The 18317-nt window shown below is 62.8% G+C and carries 20 protein-coding genes and 1 pseudogene; 10 read left to right on the forward strand and 11 right to left on the reverse strand.

The annotated features are described in order from the left end of the window. Window positions 1–237 precede the first annotated feature (237 nt). Window positions 238–2217, forward strand: coding sequence for a DUF4034 domain-containing protein (locus tag ACVWZT_RS09515; RefSeq protein ID WP_457469074.1), 1980 nt, complete (start codon window positions 238–240; stop codon window positions 2215–2217). A gap of 23 nt (window positions 2218–2240) precedes the next feature. Here the strand turns inward: ACVWZT_RS09515 and ACVWZT_RS09520 are convergent, their stop codons facing one another. Both ACVWZT_RS09520 and ACVWZT_RS09525 read right to left on the reverse strand, forming a co-directional pair. Beyond that, window positions 2241–2594 (reverse strand): gamma-glutamylcyclotransferase family protein, encoded by a 354-nt coding sequence (locus ACVWZT_RS09520; RefSeq protein ID WP_296232487.1) that lies wholly within the window; start codon window positions 2592–2594, stop codon window positions 2241–2243. After that, window positions 2595–2861 carry an accessory factor UbiK family protein gene (locus ACVWZT_RS09525; RefSeq protein WP_296232488.1) on the reverse strand — a complete coding sequence of 89 codons (267 nt, stop codon included), beginning with the start codon at window positions 2859–2861 and terminating at the stop codon, window positions 2595–2597. 400 nt (window positions 2862–3261) lie between these two features. Between ACVWZT_RS09525 and glnK the strand changes: the two genes are divergently transcribed. From glnK to ACVWZT_RS09545, 4 genes are all read left to right on the forward strand, one after another. Further along, window positions 3262–3600 (forward strand): P-II family nitrogen regulator, encoded by a 339-nt coding sequence (glnK, locus tag ACVWZT_RS09530; protein WP_002555808.1) that lies wholly within the window; start codon window positions 3262–3264, stop codon window positions 3598–3600. Between the two features lie 45 nt (window positions 3601–3645). Further along, on the forward strand, window positions 3646–4977 hold the full coding sequence (locus ACVWZT_RS09535; RefSeq protein WP_225779718.1) for an ammonium transporter: 1332 nt from the start codon (window positions 3646–3648) through the stop codon (window positions 4975–4977). Between the two features lie 428 nt (window positions 4978–5405). Beyond that, a complete protein-coding gene (gene sutA / locus ACVWZT_RS09540) occupies window positions 5406–5735 on the forward strand; it encodes a transcriptional regulator SutA (RefSeq protein WP_296232489.1) in 330 nt (109 codons plus the stop codon). Window positions 5736–5865: 130 nt separating this feature from the next. Continuing rightward, complete coding sequence (locus ACVWZT_RS09545; protein WP_457469077.1) at window positions 5866–6165, forward strand: hypothetical protein; 300 nt, start codon at window positions 5866–5868, stop codon at window positions 6163–6165. Between the two features lie 127 nt (window positions 6166–6292). Here ACVWZT_RS09545 and ACVWZT_RS09550 read toward each other — a convergent pair whose 3' ends face one another. Genes ACVWZT_RS09550 through lptM form a run of 6 tightly spaced genes read right to left on the reverse strand, consistent with a single transcriptional unit; the run spans window position 6293 to window position 10912 of the window. After that, window positions 6293–6988, reverse strand: coding sequence for an HAD family hydrolase (locus ACVWZT_RS09550; RefSeq protein ID WP_296232490.1), 696 nt, complete (start codon window positions 6986–6988; stop codon window positions 6293–6295). Then, entirely contained in the window at window positions 6985–7884 is a 900-nt protein-coding gene (xerC, locus tag ACVWZT_RS09555; RefSeq protein ID WP_296232491.1) for a tyrosine recombinase XerC, read from the reverse strand. Before xerC ends, ACVWZT_RS09550 begins: the two co-directional genes overlap by 4 nt. Next, the gene (locus ACVWZT_RS09560) at window positions 7884–8594 is read right to left on the reverse strand and encodes a DUF484 family protein (RefSeq protein WP_296232493.1); all 711 of its coding nucleotides are present in this window, start codon (window positions 8592–8594) and stop codon (window positions 7884–7886) included. Before ACVWZT_RS09560 ends, xerC begins: the two co-directional genes overlap by 1 nt. A 13-nt stretch (window positions 8595–8607) precedes the next feature. Continuing rightward, entirely contained in the window at window positions 8608–9438 is an 831-nt protein-coding gene (gene dapF / locus ACVWZT_RS09565; protein ID WP_296232494.1) for a diaminopimelate epimerase, read from the reverse strand. Window positions 9439–9442: 4 nt separating this feature from the next. After that, window positions 9443–10690, reverse strand: a complete 1248-nt coding sequence (gene lysA, locus ACVWZT_RS09570; protein WP_296232496.1) for a diaminopimelate decarboxylase — start codon at window positions 10688–10690, stop codon at window positions 9443–9445. A 9-nt stretch (window positions 10691–10699) separates the two neighbouring features. After that, window positions 10700–10912, reverse strand: a complete 213-nt coding sequence (lptM, locus tag ACVWZT_RS09575; RefSeq protein ID WP_296232498.1) for an LPS translocon maturation chaperone LptM — start codon at window positions 10910–10912, stop codon at window positions 10700–10702. Window positions 10913–11162: 250 nt separating this feature from the next. Between lptM and cyaY the strand changes: the two genes are divergently transcribed. From cyaY to rnk, 3 genes are all read left to right on the forward strand, one after another. Then, window positions 11163–11495, forward strand: coding sequence for an iron donor protein CyaY (gene cyaY / locus ACVWZT_RS09580; RefSeq protein ID WP_170033689.1), 333 nt, complete (start codon window positions 11163–11165; stop codon window positions 11493–11495). 1 nt (window position 11496) lies between these two features. Then, window positions 11497–11721, forward strand: coding sequence for a DUF1289 domain-containing protein (locus tag ACVWZT_RS09585; protein ID WP_296232500.1), 225 nt, complete (start codon window positions 11497–11499; stop codon window positions 11719–11721). A 145-nt stretch (window positions 11722–11866) separates the two neighbouring features. Next, window positions 11867–12277 (forward strand): nucleoside diphosphate kinase regulator, encoded by a 411-nt coding sequence (rnk, locus tag ACVWZT_RS09590; protein ID WP_296232502.1) that lies wholly within the window; start codon window positions 11867–11869, stop codon window positions 12275–12277. 17 nt (window positions 12278–12294) lie between these two features. On the opposite strand, the gene ACVWZT_RS09595 is transcribed toward rnk, so the two are convergent. Together ACVWZT_RS09595 and ACVWZT_RS09600 are read right to left on the reverse strand one after the other, a co-directional pair. Continuing rightward, complete coding sequence (locus ACVWZT_RS09595; RefSeq protein WP_457469079.1) at window positions 12295–13137, reverse strand: hypothetical protein; 843 nt, start codon at window positions 13135–13137, stop codon at window positions 12295–12297. Window positions 13138–13207: 70 nt separating this feature from the next. Further along, on the reverse strand, window positions 13208–16072 hold the full coding sequence (locus ACVWZT_RS09600; RefSeq protein WP_457469081.1) for a class I adenylate cyclase: 2865 nt from the start codon (window positions 16070–16072) through the stop codon (window positions 13208–13210). Window positions 16073–16246: 174 nt separating this feature from the next. On the opposite strand from ACVWZT_RS09600, the gene ACVWZT_RS09605 reads away from it, so the two are divergent. Then, window positions 16247–16699, forward strand: a complete 453-nt coding sequence (locus ACVWZT_RS09605; RefSeq protein WP_296232510.1) for a YaiI/YqxD family protein — start codon at window positions 16247–16249, stop codon at window positions 16697–16699. 178 nt (window positions 16700–16877) lie between these two features. Here ACVWZT_RS09605 and elbB read toward each other — a convergent pair whose 3' ends face one another. Further along, window positions 16878–17537, reverse strand: coding sequence for an isoprenoid biosynthesis glyoxalase ElbB (elbB, locus tag ACVWZT_RS09610; protein WP_296232512.1), 660 nt, complete (start codon window positions 17535–17537; stop codon window positions 16878–16880). Between the two features lie 112 nt (window positions 17538–17649). On the opposite strand from elbB, the pseudogene ACVWZT_RS09615 reads away from it, so the two are divergent. Beyond that, window positions 17650–18276: pseudogene (locus ACVWZT_RS09615) on the forward strand (sterol desaturase family protein); the annotation flags it as partial. Window positions 18277–18317: the final 41 nt, after the last annotated feature.

Below are 18317 nucleotides of genomic sequence, written 5' to 3' on the forward strand. Positions count from 1 at the left end.
GATAAGGGCCGCTTCCTGCGGCTGCTGCAAGCATAGCGAGCGCTCTCCAGGACGGAGCAGGAAGTGTGCGTCCGGGTTTTTCAGGCCAGGCATCGTCCCCAGCCTTGATGCCGTATGGCAAGAATGGATCCAATAACTTTTGCGCAGGCGCCTCGTATGGCTTAGTGTTGGTGGGCATCAGCGGTTGCCATGGGATGGCACCGCAGCTTCCTTCAAATGGACTTGAGGTGGTGCCCCGTGCAAACGCTCACCCGCACGCGCCAGGTAATCCGCGAACTGGTGCAGGCCAACGCATTCACTGAACTCAACCGCTTTTACGATAGCCTTGAAGGGCAATGGCGGCAGGCTCCGCCCGGTGAGTTCCCCGACTACCTTGCAGCTATCGAAGGGCACTTGCTCGCCGACCTCGACTGCAACGGCGACCGTGCCCTGAGCCAGGTGCTCAGGGCCTGGACAGATGCTTGCCCCAAGGCTTATCACCCGCAGGTGGTAATGGGCTTGCACTGCTTTCAGCGCGCTTGCCAGGTGCAGGCCAGCGGCGGGCGCAACGCGGCGCGCTCGCTCGCCGTCGAGCAAATCTGCGAAACCGCGACCGCACACCTGCTACGGGCCATGGACCGCTCCACCCAGCCCGTGGCCGCAGCCATTGGCATGCTGCACATCAGTGCGCAATTCGGTGAGCCCGGCTGGCTGGCCGAATTGTTCCAAGGTCAGCCGGCGCGCTTCCGGCCCAGTGCCCGTGCCGATGTCGAGGTGCAAGAGGCTGCGGCACCGTTTCTGGTGAAGCATGGGCTGCTGCCTCTGGCCGAGCTGCCGCAAGCGTTGCCGGCATGCCTGGACAGGCGGGCCGACAGCGAAAGCAAGGATACCTGCCACTACTGGTTACGCCACGCGCTGGCCGCACGGCCCGGCTGCTTCGAAGCGATCCAGGCGTTGGCGTTGTACCTGCAGCCGCGCCGGGGTGCCAGCCTGGATGCGATCGAGTTGCTGGCCAATGGTCCGTTGTGCGAAGCGTGGGGCGAGACATTGCGTAATGCGTTGCGCTGGATGCCTGTCGAAGACCGGCTGACACTGCCACATGCCGATCAGCAGCAGGCTGTCGCCGAGTGGCAACAAGTGTTCGAAGCCTGGTCGCAGCGCCCGTTAAGGCCAAGGGAGCAAGCCATTCTGCTGGCCTGGCGTGGGGCGTTGCGCAGCCATGCGTTGCACGACCACGTTGGCGGCATGAGTGATATCGCCGCCAGCCTCGCGTGCCAGGCAGATCACGCTGCCATTCCGGCCATGGCCGAGCCATTTCGCTGTCTGGCGGAATTGGTACTGCTAGATGGCATGACAGATGAAAAGCAGCTGCTGCGTACGGCTATCGAGTACTTGTGTGAGGGTCATTCGCATGCGGCGGCCTGCGCATTGCGTGCCGCCGGGCACCGCTTCGGCCTGTGGGGCCTGCCGCGTTCTGCCGAGCAGGCCAGGGCCTGGGCGCAAATTGCGGTAAGGCGCCAGTGCGCCGGCCTGTCGCCGGGCTTCGGGGTGCTCGACGTGGCACGGCTGCTGTGGGCGGGCAACCGGCATGAGGTGGCCTGCTATCTGTATGAGCGGTGCGCCGAGCTGAATCTGCCAGGGGCTGCCCTTGCTTTGTACGAATTGCATCACGGCGAGCTGGGCGACACCCCTGAGCAATATCTGGATGACGAGGCGGCCAAGTACTGGCTGCAGCGTGCGGTGCAGGCTGGCAGCCAGCAAGCCAAGTACCACCTGGCCCGGTTGCGCATGGATGGCGATGAAGACCTCAACGATCGCAGCGCCATGCTGGCGGTCCGGCAGCTGCTGGTTGATGCGCTGGGCAATGCGCAGACCAACGCACAAGCGCGGCTGCACCTGGGGATCCTGTTGCGTCGGTTTGGCGAGCCGCAGGAGCGGGCCGAAGCGGTGGCCTACCTGCTGAGCCTGGTCGAGCATCCTGAAGCCGGGATTGCCGGGCGGGCCAGTGCCGAGCTGGGGCTGGCCTGGATGCAAGGGCGCGGCACCCGCAAACAAAGCCGTTTTGCCGCCATCGAATGGGTGAACCGAGCCGCCACCTTGCAGCCGGATGATTCGGCCATTGGCGAAATACAGGCCAAGGTGCTCAATTCACGCAATCGGGTGAAGACGTTGTTCACCCAGTGCGGCGCGGCCTTGTTCCGCGGCACCCTGCATGCCAGCGAGTTGCCGCCCGGGTGAATGTGGAGGCGGCCTGGAGGGATTCAGGCGCGCACATAGACCCAGGCAGTGAGCCCCGACGCGAGGGTGACGGCGATGCGCTTGTAGTCGGCAACTTCATAGCGGTCGGCAGCCGCCAGCTCTTCTTCGTTGATCTGGAAGACCATGCCGGCCACGCTGTCGTCGGCCTGGTTGCTGGGGGAGACGATGGGATGGTGGGACTTGCCGCTGGTCGCCAACACGGCCGGGTCGGTTATCTCGACCCAGTCCTGGCGATAGCCGGGCATCCGGTCGGCCTGGCCGGTCAGCTCACGGCCGAAGTTGGCCAGTTGCACGGCCTTGTCCTGCAAGGTGCCGTATGAGAACAGCAGTACCGGGTAGGCATCGGAAGGCTGCATTCACTTGTCCTGTGATGTCGGGGTCAGCCGCGCTTCCAGCTCGGCTACTTGTTGTTCCAGGGCTTCGAGGCGGGCACGGGTGCGCGCCAGCACAACCATCTGGCTGTCGAATTCATCGCGGCTGACCAGGTCCAGCTTGCTGAAGGCACCTTGCATCAGCACCTTGAACTGGCTTTCCAGTTCGGCACGGGGCTGGGTGGTATCGCTGCTGAACAGGCGCGAGGCCTGGTCGCTCAGGGCGTCGAGGAGGGCTTTTGGCGCGAGCATGGTTCGGCTGTCCACTGGTACTGGGAAATGGCCCGCAGTGTATCACGCACCTACCTCGCCTTTAGAGTGCGCATTGTTCGCTTCCACAGGAGCGCGTGGTTGCACACATTTCGAGCAATATGCCGGGCTGTCGCGCCCCAGGTTGGTGCGTGTATCCCGTGCTGGCGACTGGCCAATCACGCTTCACTGACATAAGCCGCTGTTTTCCGGGTGCCTTGGTAGAACTGGCAAGGTTTCTGCAAAGACCAGTACGAGCCATGCACTGATGCGGTTCCTTGTGACCAGGCAGTGCGCATGCGGAGCCGGATGCCGACGACGCGTTACAAAGCCAACTGCTGCGCTTAGACTTGAGACGGGTTTGTTTTCCTGGGGCAAGTCCACCAAATCGGGAGAGAGTTTCATGAAGCTAGTCACAGCCATCATCAAGCCGTTCAAGCTAGACGACGTGCGCGAGTCGTTGTCGGAAATCGGCGTGCAAGGCATCACCGTCACCGAAGTCAAAGGCTTCGGTCGGCAGAAAGGCCACACCGAGCTGTATCGCGGTGCTGAATACGTGGTCGATTTCCTGCCCAAGGTGAAGATCGATGTCGCCATCGATGACAAGGACCTTGATCGGGTAATCGAAGCCATCACCAAGGCAGCCAACACCGGCAAGATCGGTGACGGCAAGATTTTCGTGGTGAATCTGGAGCAGGCGATCCGTATCCGTACCGGCGAAACCGATACCGACGCGATCTAACAGCAAAAAAGCCTCACCAAACCCAACGCCCCAGGAGAAAACAACATGACTCTGCGTAAAATCGCAGGGCTAGGAGCCCTATTGTCCCTCGTCATGCCCGGGCTTGCCCTGGCAGAGGAAGCTGCCCCAGCGCTGAACTCCGGCGACACCGCCTGGATGCTGACCGCAACGGCGCTGGTGCTGTTCATGACCATCCCAGGCCTGGCCTTGTTCTATGGCGGCATGGTGCGCTCCAAGAACGTGCTGTCGGTGATGATGCAATGCTTTGCAATCACTGGCCTGATGAGCATTCTGTGGGTCGTCTACGGCTACAGCATGGCCTTCGATACCACCGGTATGGAAAAGGGCGTGCTCAACTTCAATTCCTTCGTCGGTGGCTTCTCCAAGGCGTTCCTCAGCGGCGTCACGCCCGGTAACCTGACCTCGGCCACCGCGCTGTTCCCCGAGGCGGTGTTCATCACCTTCCAGATGACCTTCGCCATCATCACCCCGGCGCTGATCGTCGGTGCCTTTGCCGAGCGCATGAAGTTCTCCGCGATGCTGGTGTTCATGGGCATCTGGTTCACCCTGGTCTACGCGCCGATCGCCCACATGGTGTGGAGCGGTGACGGTGCGCTGATGTGGGACTGGGGCGTACTGGACTTCGCTGGCGGCACCGTGGTGCACATCAACGCCGGTGTCGCTGGCCTGGTCTGCTGCCTGGTGCTGGGCAAGCGCAAGGGCTACCCGACCACCCCGATGGCTCCGCACAACCTGGGCTACACCCTTGTCGGCGCGGCGATGCTGTGGGTTGGCTGGTTCGGCTTCAACGCAGGTTCTGCCGCTGCCGCCAACGGTACTGCGGGCATGGCCATGCTGGTGACTCAGATCGCAACTGCCGCCGCTGCACTGAGCTGGATGTTCGCCGAGTGGGTTGGCCACGGCAAACCGAGTGCCCTGGGTATCGCCTCGGGCGTGGTCGCCGGCCTGGTCGCGATTACCCCGGCTGCCGGTACCGTCGGCCCGATGGGTGCCCTGGTGATCGGCCTGGCCGCTGGTGTGATCTGCTACTTCTGCGCCACCAGCCTGAAACGCAAGCTGGGCTATGACGACTCGCTGGATGCCTTCGGCGTGCACGGCATCGGCGGTATCGTCGGCGCCATTCTCACCGGTGTGTTCGCTGCCCCGGCACTGGGTGGCTTCGGTACCGTGACCGACATCGGCATGCAGGTCTGGATCCAGGCCAAAGGTGTGATCCTGACCGTGCTCTACACCGCCATCGTCACCTATGTGATTCTCAAGGTGCTGGACCTGGTGATGGGCCTGCGGGTCAATGAAGAAGAAGAGTCGGTCGGCCTCGACCTGGCTCAGCACAACGAACGCGGCTACAACCTGTAACCGCGGCGCGGTAAAAAACTTGCCCGGCTTGCCGGGCATTTTTTTGCCAGATTTTTAGCATTTCGCGTTCGGCAAACGGTTTATTCGGTACGTTTGCGACGTGGGCATAAAACTTACAAAACGTAGAGCGTTCAGGGTGCTTTGCTTTTTCTTCTGGCGCGCTAGAATGCGCGCCGAAGGGTGTTTGACTGTTGTCCGCACGCTTCGCCAGCCTTTGCTAGGCTTGCCAATAGCGAGTGGCCAGCAGGGGCTTATGGATTTGTCAGGTCCTGCCAGGAGCAGGGTCTGCTGGGTACCGCCTCCCATCAGGAGCGCCGGCCCTAGGGCAGTGGCCTTACCACGGCCAGTTGAATTTTCACTGGTGGCTGCCGGTCTACGGCTGCACTGGTCTATAACTAACCTGCTTTTCGCAAGTCATGAGGTAGAACATGAGCGACGACGATCTGGAAAATGATGACCTCGAAGTAGGCGACGAAGACGAGGCTGACGAGGGCCTCGAAGCAGCGGCTGATGAAGTCGCCGAAGATGCCGGCGATGATGACAGCAGCCCGGCACCCACTGCCAAGGGCAAGTCCAAGGCGGCTGTCTCGGTAGACGAGATGCCGAGCATGGAAGCCAAGCAGAAGGAACGTGATGCCCTGGCCAAGGCCATGGAAGAGTTCCTCGCTCGCGGCGGCAAGGTTCAGGAAGTCGAGGCCAACGTTGTCGCCGACCCACCCAAGAAGCCGGACAACAAGTACGGCAGCCGCCCTATCTGAGTGGCTGATCGCAAAGAAAGCCCGCCGTCGCTGCGGGCTTTTTTGTGGGCGTCGGTAAATAAGAGAAATTTGCCACAAGAAAAGAGGGCGCATCTGATGGATCTTCTTTGCGCCACCCAGTGAGCAAGGCTTGCCCACCGTGATCCTGATGGTGATCAACCTGGTTCTGCAAGCGTCAATCATCTTTAGCGCGGCGCTTTTGCTGTGCGCCCGAAAGGCGGGAATCTATATTGCGCTTGCGCAAATACCTTGGCGGTTGCTGTTCTCTGTTCCTTCGCTTTCGGTGCTGTTGGTTTGGGCCAGCCTGGCACCTGACTACAACCTATGGTTGATGTTCGGTTTGATTTTGATTTCAGAGCTCTTCAAAGGGGGCACGTTGATATGGTTCCTGCGTCAAAAAAGCATGCCTCCCGGGTTTGCTGGAAGTTGAGCAAGGCTGCCCACCATCTCTGCGGCGTCTTATGTGGCCTGTATCGGCCTATTCGCGGGTAACCCCGCTCCCACAGGAACGGCGCATGGCCTGGTTTACCCGGGAATGGGCCGCAGAGCGGTACCTGTCAGCGCCAGCGCGCGAGCACGTCAGGTAGCTGCGACAGCCGCTGGATCTCGGCATCCGGTGCCTGTTCACCGGCCCAGGCCTTGCCCTGCGGGTTGAACCATACCGCCCGTAGCCCGGCGCGCTGGGCGCCGGCGATATCGTCGCCGGGGTGATCGCCGATGTGCACGGCGGCACTGGCGTCCACTTCACCGCGGCGCAGCGCCTCCAGGAAGGGTGCCGGGTCGGGCTTGCCGATGCCGAGGTCTTCGGCACACAGGGCAAAGCGGAAGTAATCGGCCAGGCCCAGCCGGCTCACGTCGGCATTGCCGTTGGTGACCACGCCCAAGGTGTAGTGGTGGCGCAGGATCTCCAGCACCGGCTGCACCTCCGGGAAAATCTCCACTTGGTGGCGGGCATGCAGGAATACTTCGAAGCCTTCGTTGGCCAGTTCCTGCGCATGTTTTTCGCTGTAGCCGACTTCTTCCAGGGCATGGAACAGCACGCGTCGGCGCAGGGCGCTGATGCGGTGTTTCAGACCGGGTTCGGCCTGCACCAGGCGCTCACGAATGGCGAACAGGTGCTCCACCGGCACGCCTCCGAGGATTGGGGCGTTGGCTTCGAGCCAATCGCGCAGCACCACTTCCGCGCTGGCAATTACCGGCGCGGTATCCCACAAGGTGTCGTCGAGGTCGAAGGTGATCAGCTTGATGCTCATGAGTCTGTGCCTTTGCTGCGTTTGGCCCGAGGGTGGGCGCTGTCGTACACCGCGGCCAGGTGCTGGAAGTCCAGGTGGGTGTAGATCTGTGTGGTGCCGATGTCGGCATGGCCGAGCATCTCCTGCACCGCGCGCAGGTCCTGGGACGATTCCAGCACATGGCTGGCGAAGGAATGGCGAAGCATGTGTGGGTGCAGGTGCTGGCCCAACTCGCGCTCGCCAGCCACCTTCACCCGTTGCTGGACCGCCCTTGGGCTGATGCGGTTGCCCTGGCGGGTAATGAACACCGCGCGGTCGCGCGGGTTGCCGAGGCCGCGCAGGCGGTACCAGGCCTGCAGCGCTTCACGGGCCTTGCGACCTACTGGCAATACGCGCGTCTTGCTGCCCTTGCCCAGCACCTGTACCAGGCCGGCAGCGAGGTCGAGGTGGTCGAGGTCGAGGTTGGTCAGCTCGGACAGGCGCAGGCCCGATGAATAGAACAGTTCGAGCATGGCCTGGTCACGGCGAGCGATGAAATCGTCATCGACGCCACCATCCAGCAGCTGCAGGGCGCGGTCGGTGTCCAGGACCTTGGGCAGCCGGCGCTCGCCCTTGGGCGCGCTCAGGCCGCTGGCCGGGTCATGCTGGCACAGGCCCTCGCGGTTGAGATAGCGGTACAGGCCGCGCACCGCCGACAACAGCCGCGCCAGGCTGCGCGAGGACTGGCCATGATGGTGCTGGCGAGCGATCAGCTGGCGTAGCTGCTGGATCTGCAGCGCTTGCCAGCCGGCAATGCCATGTTCCTTGCAGTAGGCGACAACCTTGTCCAGGTCGCGACGGTAGCCCAGCAGGGTATGCTCGGAAACCTGGCGCTCATTGCGCAGGTGTGCGCAATAAGCCTCCAGCTGGCGTTCCATCAGCGCACCGGGCGCAGGGTCTGGGTAACGCGCGGTACAACGCGGCCAAGTACCTCGGCGATATAGCCGAGGAACAGGGTGCCGACGCTGCTCTTGTAGTGCTGCGGGTCGCGGCTGCCGATCGCCAGCACGCCGTGCAGGCCTTGATATTCCAGGGCAGCCACCGCGCTGGAGCCAACCTCTCGGCGCTGTTCTTCGCCAAACAGGAATGCCAGCTCGTGCTCGCGCAGGTTGCCGCTGACGGTCTTGCCGCCGCCCAGCAGGGCGCCGATGGCCTGCTGCGCTTCGGCATTGCTGACCCAGCGCCCGACCGGCGCAACGTTCTCCCCGAACAGGATCAGGCTGACGAAGGGCACCTGGAATTCCTGGCGCAGGCTGTCTTCGACCGCCATTACCACTTCCTCCAGGCTGCCGGCATCCAGCAGGTCGAGGATCAGCCGACGGGTCTTGTCGAACAGCCGGTCATTGTCACGGGCCACATCCATCAGTTGTGACAGGCGATGGCGCATTTCGATGTTGCGGTCGCGCAACAGCTTGAGCTGGCGCTCGACCAGCGACACGCTGTCGCCGCGTTGGTGCGGGATGCGCTGTTCGATCAGCAGTTCGTCGTGCTCGGCGAAGAAAGTAGGGTGGGCGCGCAGGTAGGCGACAACTGCATCGGCATCGAGCTCGGCGGACTGCTTGGGTACAACCTTTGGCTGATCGGTCATGGCGGTTACTCGCTTAGAGACGAACCTGTCCTTCGTAGACGCGTACGGCTGGGCCGGTCATCAGCACAGGCTTGCCAGGGCCGGCCCATTCGATGTGCAGGCGGCCACCGGGCAGCTCGAGGGACACCGGAGAGTCCATCCAGCCCTGGCTGATCGCCGCCACGGCAGCGGCGCAGGCGCCGGTGCCGCAGGCCTGGGTTTCGCCCGCGCCGCGTTCCCACACGCGCAGGTTGGCGCGGTGACGGTCGACAACCTGAAGGAAGCCGGCATTCACCCGCTGTGGGAAGCGTGGGTGGTTTTCGATTTTCGGCCCCAGCTGGTGCACAGGGGCGCTACGCACGTCGTCGACCCGCAGCACGGCATGCGGGTTACCCATGGACAGGGCGGCGATCGGATACACCTGGCCGTCGACTTCCAGTGGGTAGCTCAGCGCCTGCTCGTCGGCGACGAACGGAATGTCCGCCGGGTTGAAGCGTGGCGGGCCCATGTCGACACTGACCTGGCCGTCGTTCTGCACGTCCAGTTCGATGATGCCGCTCTTGGTTTCCACGCGAATGCGCTTCTTCGCGGTCAGGCGCTTGTCCAGCACGAAGCGGGCGAAGCAGCGCGCACCGTTGCCGCACTGCTCGACCTCAGAGCCGTCGGCATTGAAGATGCGGTAGCGGAAGTCCACCTCCGGGTTGTTCGGCGCCTCGACGATCAGCAACTGGTCGAAACCGATGCCGGTATGGCGATCGCCCCATTGTTTGGCGTGCTTGGGCTGGATGTGCGCGTGCTGGCTGACCAGGTCGAGGACCATGAAGTCGTTGCCCAACCCATGCATCTTGGTAAAACGCAGCAGCATGGGCTTACTCCGGCAGCAGGCTTTCGCCAGCGTACAATTCGGCGATGGTCTCGCGGCGGCGAACTTCGAAGGCCTGGTCGCCGTCGACCAGGATTTCAGCGCAACGGCCGCGGGTGTTGTAGTTGGAACTCATGACAAAACCATAGGCGCCCGCAGACTGAACAGCCAGCAGATCGCCTTCGGCCAGGTTCAGCACACGGTCCTTGGCAAGGAAGTCACCGGTCTCGCAGATCGGCCCGACCAGGTCGTAGGCACGGCCTTCACCTTCACGTGGGATGACCGCGCTGACGCCCATCCAGGCCTGGTACAGGGCCGGGCGGATCAGGTCGTTCATCGCCGCATCGACGATGGCGAAGTCCTTGTGTTCGGTGTGCTTGAGGTATTCCACGCGGGTCAGCAGCACGCCGGCATTGGCCACGATGTAGCGACCCGGTTCGAACACCAGGGCCAGGTCGCGGTCGCCGATGCGCTCGCGGATGGCTTTGATATAGTCGGCCACCAGGGGTGGCTGTTCATCGCGATAGCGCACACCGACACCGCCGCCCAGGTCCAGGTGGCGCAGGTGGATACCGCATTCGGCCAGGCGGTCGACCAGCACCAGCAGGCGGTCGAGGGCGTCGAGGAAAGGCTCGACGCTGGTCAGTTGCGAACCGATGTGGCAGTCGACCCCGACCACTTCCAGGTTCGGCAACTGCGCGGCGCGCACATAGATGGCCTCGGCGTCGGCGATGGCGATGCCGAACTTGTTTTCCTTGAGGCCCGTGGAGATGTACGGGTGGGTGCCGGCGTCGACGTCCGGGTTGACCCGCAGCGAGACCGGGGCAACCTTGCCCATTTCGGCGGCCACCACTTGCAGGCGTTCCAGCTCGTCGGTGGATTCGACGTTGAAACAGTGCACCCCGACTTCCAGGGCGCGGCGCATGTCCTCGCGGGTTTTGCCGACACCGGAGAACACCACGCGGTCAGCGCGGCCGCCAGCGGCCAGCACGCGCTCCAGCTCGCCGCCGGAGACGATATCGAAACCGGCGCCCAGGCGCGCCAGCACGTTCAGCACGCCCAGGTTGGAGTTGGCCTTGACCGCGAAGCACACCAGGTGCTCGGTGCCTTGCAGGGCGTCGGTGTAGCTGCGGTACTGGGCCTCGATGTGGGCACGCGAATACACGTAGGTGGGAGTGCCGTAACGTTCGGCGATGGCCGACAGGCCCACGCCCTCCGCGAACAGCTCGCCGTCGCGGTAGTTGAAAGCGTTCATCTGGTTTCCTTACTGCGCTGGCAACTGCTCGGGCTCGGACTGCAGCTCGGGCTGCTGTTCCTGCGTCGTGGCCGGCTTGGCTTTTGGCGAGTGCTGGTGCGACTTGTGCGCTTTGCCGTTATCGCCGTCTTCAGGCAGGTACAGTGGACCTTTCTGGCCGCAGGCCGAAACGAGGCAGGCAACAGCGACCAGCGCCGCGAAGGAGGAAATCAGGCGCTTCATGGGTGAAATCCTTAGAAATTTGCAGTATTGCGCCGAGTATACCGAGCGACCGACGGCTTGCCTATGCAAGGGCAGGCCCGCCGGGCGGGCTATTCTTGGCGCTTGCAGCGGCCCGTTCCCAATCCCGCAGGCACTGCACGGGCTTCGAGTTCGCGCCGCTGCAGGCAATGGGTAAAACTTTGCATTCGGCGGCAAGCGCCCGTATCTTGCCCGGCATGCCAGTAACGCAGCCAATTTCGAGGTTCCTGTAATGAGTTTGAGTGAAGCGCGTTTCCATGATCTGGTCGACACTACCCAACAGGCCCTGGAAGACCTGTTCGACGAGAGCGGCCTGGACCTGGACATGGAAAACTCGGCGGGTGTCCTGACCATCAAGTTCGACAACGGCAGCACGCTGATCTTCAGCCGTCAGGAACCGCTGCGCCAGTTGTGGCTTGCCGACCGTTCCGGTGGTTTCCACTTCGACTACGACGAAGAGAGCGGCAAGTGGGTGTGCGAGAAGAGCGAGGAGCTGCTCGGCGAAATGCTCGAACGCATCGTCTGGGAACGGGCCGGCGAAAAGCTGGACTTCGACGAGATCTGACATGAGCAGTACCCAGGCCCGGCCGCCCAGGCCGCTCTACAGCAACGTCAGCCCTGCCGTGCCGTCGCCGTGCATCAGCGTGTGCCGGCTGGACGAGCAGCGTATCTGTACCGGCTGCCACCGGCATGTAGAGCACATTCGCGAATGGCGCTCGGCCGATGACGAGCGGCGCCGGCAGATCTGCCGCGAAGCCCGGGCCCTGCGCGATCAGGCTAAGGCACACTGATCGCAGGGGCTTGAGTATTTGCCCGGCTGTGGTAGTGTCGGGTTCTGCGTCAGTGACGCAATGCCATTACAAACCCCGCCCTTGGGCGGGGTTTTGCTTTATCTGCATGTTGAAAACCGCCTGTTCAAAGGAGTCTGACTGGATCATGAGCACCAAGCCTTCCCTCATCCTCACCCGATTGGACGTACAGCGTCTGGAGCGTCTGATCGACAGCCTCGACGAGAGTACGCCGGGTGTGCTTGCCTTGATGGGCGAGCTGGACCGTGCCGAGCAGGTAGTCGGTCATGAGGAGGTGCCGGCTGGCGTGGTGACCATGAACTCGCGCGTGCATTGCCGTGAAGAAGCCAGCGGCAAGGACTACCACCTGACCTTGGTGTACCCGAAGGACTCAGGGCCTGAAGGCACGGTTTCGATCCTCGCGCCGATTGGTTGCGCCTTGCTGGGGTTGTCGGTGGGCGAGCAGATCGACTGGCCGGCACCGGGGGGCAAGACCCTCAAGCTGAAGCTGCTGGAAGTCGAGTACCAGCCGGAAGCGGCGGGCGATTTCGACCTCTGATCGCCCGCCCGGCTACTTCATTGCATGTTCCGCGCCCTGACTTGGCAGGCGTGGATGCAGTTCTCGACGATGCGGCTGCGCAGTGACCAATCGGTGTTGATGATGTCGAAGCCCTGGATGTAGCTGTCGATGTCTTTCGAGGCGAACCATTCGTCGATCTTGTCGCTGAAATCGTCGGGTGTGAATACAACCTTGTTGTATTTTGCACACTGAATCGAACGTAGCCTATCACCGGTCCTGTAGCGTTGCGCGCACTGGTCCATGAATGTTTTCAGCTCTTCGGTGGATGGCGTGTTCTCCCCGAACCAGTGGTGCTTCACGCCCGGCCAATGCTGCGCCCGGGCGTGGTGGTTGTACGCAATGACCACGGTCTTGCCGGGGTGCGCGTTCCACAAGTCATCCAGGGTGAGTTCGTGCAGCGCCCATGGGATGATCCGCTGTCCCATGTGCTTTTCCAGCATTCCCAGCATCCACTCGTGTTCCTTGTCAGTGAAGTTGTCGAACTGGTGGAAGTTGAGAATGATGATCTCCCGCTGAGTGGCAGGGTCGTCATAAAAACGGTTCAACTCCAGCACGACGTCGCCGAGCACGGTACGCCCCGAAGTACTCAAGTGATAAAGCTTGTAACGGTGAGGCGAATCGGGCGTGTATTCGCGGTTGGCGCGCACTCGCAGGTCAAGAACGCGAATGCCGTTGCGGATCTGCTCGATGCACGATACATCCTGGGTCACTTCCTGCAGCGGCACGATGTTGTCGGCTTGTTTGTCCATGCCCGAGTCATGACTCCCGGGGAGAATCAACTGATCAACCCGTAGTCGGCCCAATTCGGGCAACGCTCCCATCCAGCTCTGTTTGTTCATGTTCAGCTCTACTCGTTAGTCGAGTGGCAAGCATGTTTAGCTGGCGGAGCGTGGAGCAGAGGGAAATGCTCTAGCGTAACGCTGAGACAGGCGGCTGCAGCTGCGCCAGGCCCTGATTGAGCGCCAGCTCCAGGTGCTCCTTGTAACGCAGATAAAGGATGGTCGACCCTTGCTCGTCCTCGAGCAGCGCCGACAGGTCAAGGTCGGTGATGTAGCAACGATACTGGCCGGCACTGCGGCGTTGGCCCAGGATCTGTCGGGCTACTACCGCATACAGCTGCTCGCCATGCTCCAGTTCGGAAAACTCCTGCTGGTCGCAGTACAGCGTTACATGCGCAGCACCCGCCACCCCGGCCTGGATAATGGCCTGTACCTCGTAGTAGGGCTGGTTGCTGCCTTCGAAAGGGGCCGGACGCGGCTCGCTGCTGCGCGCCTTGCCCGGGCCGGATGGCAGCAACTGGGCGTAATGGATGTCCGATGACGCCGGCCGCAGGGTGTCCATCGGCAACCGGGCATCGCGGCGCATCACCACCGAGCGCAGAAAGCGCTGCAGCGGCAGCAGCAGGTGTGCTTCGTCGTGCAGTGGCAGGCGCTGTTGCCACAAGGCGTTGTACTCATCCAGCACATACAACTCGGCCCAGCCTCCCTGCAGGCGGTAGAACACCTGGATGCAGGCTGGCTGGCCTTGTTCCAGGACCAGGCGCAGGTCGTGGTCCGGCAGGGCGTTGGCGTCCAGGTACAGGGGGCTGTAGGTACTGCGTTCTTCGCCAAGGTAGGCCAGTAATGCCTCGTGGTCGGCCAGGGTCGTCAGGCTTACGTGCCCTGCAAGCAGTTCAAGCACATGGGTATGCTGGGCAACCTGCAGCAGGTAGCGGTGGTTCTGGCCCTGGTCAAGCAGCAACTGCACCGTGTCGAATATTTCCTCCACGCGCTGGCTGATGGCCTGGGCGCGGCTCTGGCAGAAGCAGCGTACCCGCACCCGTGGCCGCTGGCCATGCAGCACCGGGCCGTTGAGAAAATCGCGCAGGCAGCGCACCAGTGCATGTTCGCCGTCATAGCGCTGGACCAGCACCTCGTTCCAGCTGTTGAGGGTGACCTGGTCCAGGGTCAGCACCAGGTTTTCGCGCACACCGGCGTAGCTTAGCGAGTCGGTGCGCTCGGTGGTCATCAGGATGTTCAGGTCGCGGTGGTGGCGCAGCGGGTCGACCGCGACGTTGACCAGTAGCAGTACTTCGTCGGCAACACTGGGTTGCAGCAGGCGCACCTCGCTGACGATCGGCAAGGGCAGGGGAATGCTCTGCTGCAGGCAGCCCACCAGGTTGAACAGCTCGATTTCGCTGAGGTCGCTGACACCGGGGTGCAAGGCCAGGCGCGTGCTGCTGTCGATCACCCCGTTGCGGTGCGCCCAGGTCAGCAGCTCGATCAGCTCGCGGCAGCGTTTCAACGGGCTGAAATGCTCCACGTCATGCGTGCTCAGGTTGCCGGTGTACAGCCCCCAGTGGTGGCTACCGGGCTCCTTGCGGTTGGGCGCCTGGACCAGGGTCAGCGTCCCTTCGGCGAGATCCGGGGCGATGCCTGGGTTGATCACCTCGACCTTGCCGGCACGGCGCTCGAAAGCCGCATACAGGCGTCGACCCAGCACGTTTAGGTCACGCTGGTCGGCGCGGCTGCTGGCGTTCTGCGTGCGGGCGAACTGGTTGAGAAAGCGGTAACTGTGATTCAGCTCGGCTACCAGGTCGCGGCGTTCCACGGCGACGTGCTGGACTTTCCACTGGTTGCGGCTGTCCAGCAGTGCCAGCTGGCGCGTGTCCCAGCCCCATTCGTCAGTCAGGCGTTGCAGCAGTCGGCGTTGCCAGCCATTGGTCCGGGATGCATCGCTGAGCTTCTTGTTGACCTTCAGGTACAGGCTGCGGCGTACCAACTCCAGGCGGGCCCGTTCGCCACGCTGCAGCAGGTAGTGTTCGATGCGCCGGTAGACCATCACGTAGGGGTCCAACGCGTCGAGGTCGAGCTGGTTGGCGAACACGGCTTGCTTGTAGTCCAGGCTCAGGCAGCGCACGGCGGGGTGTTCGCTGGCATAGGCCTCGGTCAGCAACAGCTTGAGCAGCGACTTGTAGGGCGAGTCGATAGCTTTGAACAGCTGCCACATGCCGGCGCCAACGAACTCGCCCGGCGGAATGTTCGCCAGGCTGCCGAGGTCGAGCGCGTCCTGGCTGCGGATGAAGCGCTTGGACAGCAGGGTCTGGGTGTAGTTGTGATAGTGCTGTTCCTGGTACACCGGCACCATCCACCACAACGGCGTGCGCCCGGCCAGCCAGATGGTGGTGCGGTAGAACTCGTCCAGCAGCAGGTAGTGCTGGGTGGTACCGCAGTCGTCGGAGCCGAGCTGGCCCGCGCGTTGGCCCTGGGCGAAACCTTGCGTGTCGATCAGGAAGAAATGCGCCTCGGCGCCCAGGCTTTCCGCCCATGCTTCCAGCAACTGGCACTTGCGTCGCAGTTCGCCCAGCTGTTCATCGGCCAGGTCGGGCGCATGGCACACCCACAGGTCCATGTCGCTGTGCTCGGCCTGCGCCAGCGAGCCCAGGCTGCCCATCAGGAACAGGCCATGGATCGGCCGCGGCGGGTTGCCGTGACGGGCCTTGTAGGTGAACGAGCGGGCCAGGCGCTGGGCTTCGAGCAGCAGCTCGGCGCCTGGCTCGTAACCCGATACGCCGGCAGGGGTGCTGCCCGAAACATAGCCTGGCAGCAGCGGATGGTTTATGTGGAACAGCAACGGCAACAGCGTCAGCACCTGTTGCTGGCGCGTCGACAGGCCTTCCATTGCCCGCTGCAGCCGGCCCTGGTTGAGCCGCAGGAAACGCGCGCGCAAGGTCGCCAGCTCCTTGCGGTCGATGCCTTCATCCAGGTCGGGGCGGATTTCGTGGGGGTGGTTCATTGCGCACTCGGGCAGGCCAACGGAGCTGTGGCGAGTGTAGCCTGAGGGATCGGCAGTGGATAAGCGTCAGTTGAAAAATTGACGCCATTTTGCCATCGCCGATGGGCGGCAAGCTCCAGCTTTTGCTGCCGTTGAGGCATGATGGCTGCCTTGGAAGAATGATGAGGTTACCCGATGCGTGTGTGGATCGATGCCGACGCCTGCCCCAAGGCGGCCAAGGATCTGGTCGTCAAGTTCGCCCTCAAGCGCAAGTTTGAAGTGGTCATGGTCGCGGGCCAGGCTGTGGCCAAGCCGGCATTCGCCACCGTACGCCTGATCGTTGTACCCAGCGGCATGGACGCGGCGGACGATTATCTGGTGGAGCACGCCGTGCCCGGCGAACTGGTGATCTGCAGTGACGTACCATTGGCCGACCGCCTGGTGAAAAAGGGCGTGGCAGCGCTGGACCCGCGTGGGCGCGAGTTCGACGAGCGCAACATGGGTGACCGGCTGGCGGCGCGCAATCTGTTCACCGAACTGCGCGAGCAGGGCCAGGTGGGGGGAGGGCAGGCGCCGTATGGCGAGCGCGAGAAGCAGGCGTTTGCCAATGCGCTGGACCGTATCATTGCCCGGCTTTCCAAACCCTGAAGCAACCCGGCTGGCGGGATGAACGCGCCATGTGGGAGCGGCCTTGTGCCGCGAAAGTGCCGCAGCGCGGCCCCGGCAATTCATGCGGCGAAGCTGAAATTCCGGGCCGCTTCGCCGCCCTTTCGCGGCACAAGGCCGCTCCTACAGGGACCCCGTCAGATTCTGAATCTTGCACCCGTTACTCGTGGGTCAGCTCCAGCACCCGATCCACCAGCTTGTAGATGCCGCCAGCCGCCTCGCTGATCGACTTGGCCTCCATGTATGCCGGGGTAGTAACCAGCTTGCGCTGGGAGTCTTCGACGATATCGTGCACGTCACATTGTTCATGGGTACCGCCCATTTTCACCACGGCCGCTGCGGTGTCTGCGTCAGTACCGATGGTGCAGACCACTCCCGGTCCGTAGATCTTCGCTGCCAGCGCCGGCGAAATACAGATCAGGCCAACCGGCTTGCATGCCGTTGCAAAGGCTTCGGCCAGGGCCAGCACATCCGGGTTGACGCTGCAGTTGGCGCCCTCCACGGCAAAGTTGGAGAGGTTCTTCGCCGCACCGAACCCGCCCGGGACGATCAGCGCATCGAAGTCCTCGGCCTTGGCCTCGCGAATGTCCTTGACCTGGCCGCGGGCAATGCGCGCCGACTCCACCAGTACATTGCGCGACTCGGGCATTTCTTCGCCGGTCAGGTGGTTGATCACATGCAGCTGCGCAATGTTGGGCGCAAAGCACTGCACTTGCGCACCGCGCTGGTCGAGGCGCAGCAGGGTGATCACGCTTTCGTGGATTTCGGCGCCGTCATACACGCCACAGCCGGAAAGAATCACCGCTACTTTTTTTGTCATGCTCATTACTCCAGTGTCGAGGCGCTAAATGTCCTCTAGTTTGGCAGATGTCGCCATAGGGATTCCTGCGGCTACGGCCTAATCTTGGTGGATAACGCCTGAGCTCATGCCCATGGACCTGATATTGCTGGCCGTGCCGTTCTTCTTCGTGTTGATCGCCGTGGAGCTGGCGGCCGACCGCGTGCGTGGGCAGCGCAATTACACCCTGGCCGACTCGATCAACAGCCTCAGCACAGGTGCACTGTCGACCAGCACCGGGCTGCTGACCAAGGGGCTGGGGCTGCTGACCTACGCACTCGCATTCGAGCATCTGGCGCTGCTGCGCTTGCCGGCGCAGGCCTGGTGGGTGTGGTTGCTGGCTTTCGTCCTGTACGACTTCTGTTATTACTGGCTGCACCGCCTCGGTCACGAGCGCAACGTGCTGTGGGCCGCGCACTCGGTGCATCACCAGAGCGAGGAGTACAACCTCACCACCGCGCTGCGCCAGACCAGCAGCGGCTTCATCTTTTCCTGGATCTTCTACCTGCCGTTGGCGCTGGTCGGGGTGCCGCCAGTGGTGTTCATCACTGTGGCGTCGCTCAACCTGTTGTACCAGTTCTGGGTACATACCCGGCATATCGCCAAGCTTGGCTGGCTCGAGTGGGTGTTGATCACGCCATCCAACCATCGCGTCCACCATGCGCAAAATCCTGCTTACTTGGATCGCAACTACGGCGGTGTGTTCATTCTCTGGGACCGTCTGTTCGGCACATACCAGGAGGAGGACCCGGCCGAGCCGGT

It is taken from the genome of Pseudomonas sp. TE21394, assembly GCF_054057835.1.

Bases quoted from the DNA above. Each gene is read 5' to 3' on its own strand.
- ACVWZT_RS09520 (WP_296232487.1), bottom strand. From the start codon at position 2,594: ATGCAGCCTTCCGATGCCTACCCGGTACTGCTGTTCTCATACGGCACC.
- ACVWZT_RS09525 (WP_296232488.1), bottom strand. From the start codon at position 2,861: ATGCTCGCGCCAAAAGCCCTCCTCGACGCCCTGAGCGACCAGGCCTCG.
- glnK (WP_002555808.1), top strand. From the start codon at position 3,262: ATGAAGCTAGTCACAGCCATCATCAAGCCGTTCAAGCTAGACGACGTG.
- ACVWZT_RS09535 (WP_225779718.1), top strand. From the start codon at position 3,646: ATGACTCTGCGTAAAATCGCAGGGCTAGGAGCCCTATTGTCCCTCGTC.
- sutA (WP_296232489.1), top strand. From the start codon at position 5,406: ATGAGCGACGACGATCTGGAAAATGATGACCTCGAAGTAGGCGACGAA.
- ACVWZT_RS09550 (WP_296232490.1), bottom strand. From the start codon at position 6,988: ATGAGCATCAAGCTGATCACCTTCGACCTCGACGACACCTTGTGGGAT.
- xerC (WP_296232491.1), bottom strand. From the start codon at position 7,884: ATGGAACGCCAGCTGGAGGCTTATTGCGCACACCTGCGCAATGAGCGC.
- ACVWZT_RS09560 (WP_296232493.1), bottom strand. From the start codon at position 8,594: ATGACCGATCAGCCAAAGGTTGTACCCAAGCAGTCCGCCGAGCTCGAT.
- dapF (WP_296232494.1), bottom strand. From the start codon at position 9,438: ATGCTGCTGCGTTTTACCAAGATGCATGGGTTGGGCAACGACTTCATG.
- lysA (WP_296232496.1), bottom strand. From the start codon at position 10,690: ATGAACGCTTTCAACTACCGCGACGGCGAGCTGTTCGCGGAGGGCGTG.
- lptM (WP_296232498.1), bottom strand. From the start codon at position 10,912: ATGAAGCGCCTGATTTCCTCCTTCGCGGCGCTGGTCGCTGTTGCCTGC.
- cyaY (WP_170033689.1), top strand. From the start codon at position 11,163: ATGAGTTTGAGTGAAGCGCGTTTCCATGATCTGGTCGACACTACCCAA.
- ACVWZT_RS09585 (WP_296232500.1), top strand. From the start codon at position 11,497: ATGAGCAGTACCCAGGCCCGGCCGCCCAGGCCGCTCTACAGCAACGTC.
- rnk (WP_296232502.1), top strand. From the start codon at position 11,867: ATGAGCACCAAGCCTTCCCTCATCCTCACCCGATTGGACGTACAGCGT.
- ACVWZT_RS09595 (WP_457469079.1), bottom strand. From the start codon at position 13,137: ATGAACAAACAGAGCTGGATGGGAGCGTTGCCCGAATTGGGCCGACTA.
- ACVWZT_RS09600 (WP_457469081.1), bottom strand. From the start codon at position 16,072: ATGAACCACCCCCACGAAATCCGCCCCGACCTGGATGAAGGCATCGAC.
- ACVWZT_RS09605 (WP_296232510.1), top strand. From the start codon at position 16,247: ATGCGTGTGTGGATCGATGCCGACGCCTGCCCCAAGGCGGCCAAGGAT.
- elbB (WP_296232512.1), bottom strand. From the start codon at position 17,537: ATGACAAAAAAAGTAGCGGTGATTCTTTCCGGCTGTGGCGTGTATGAC.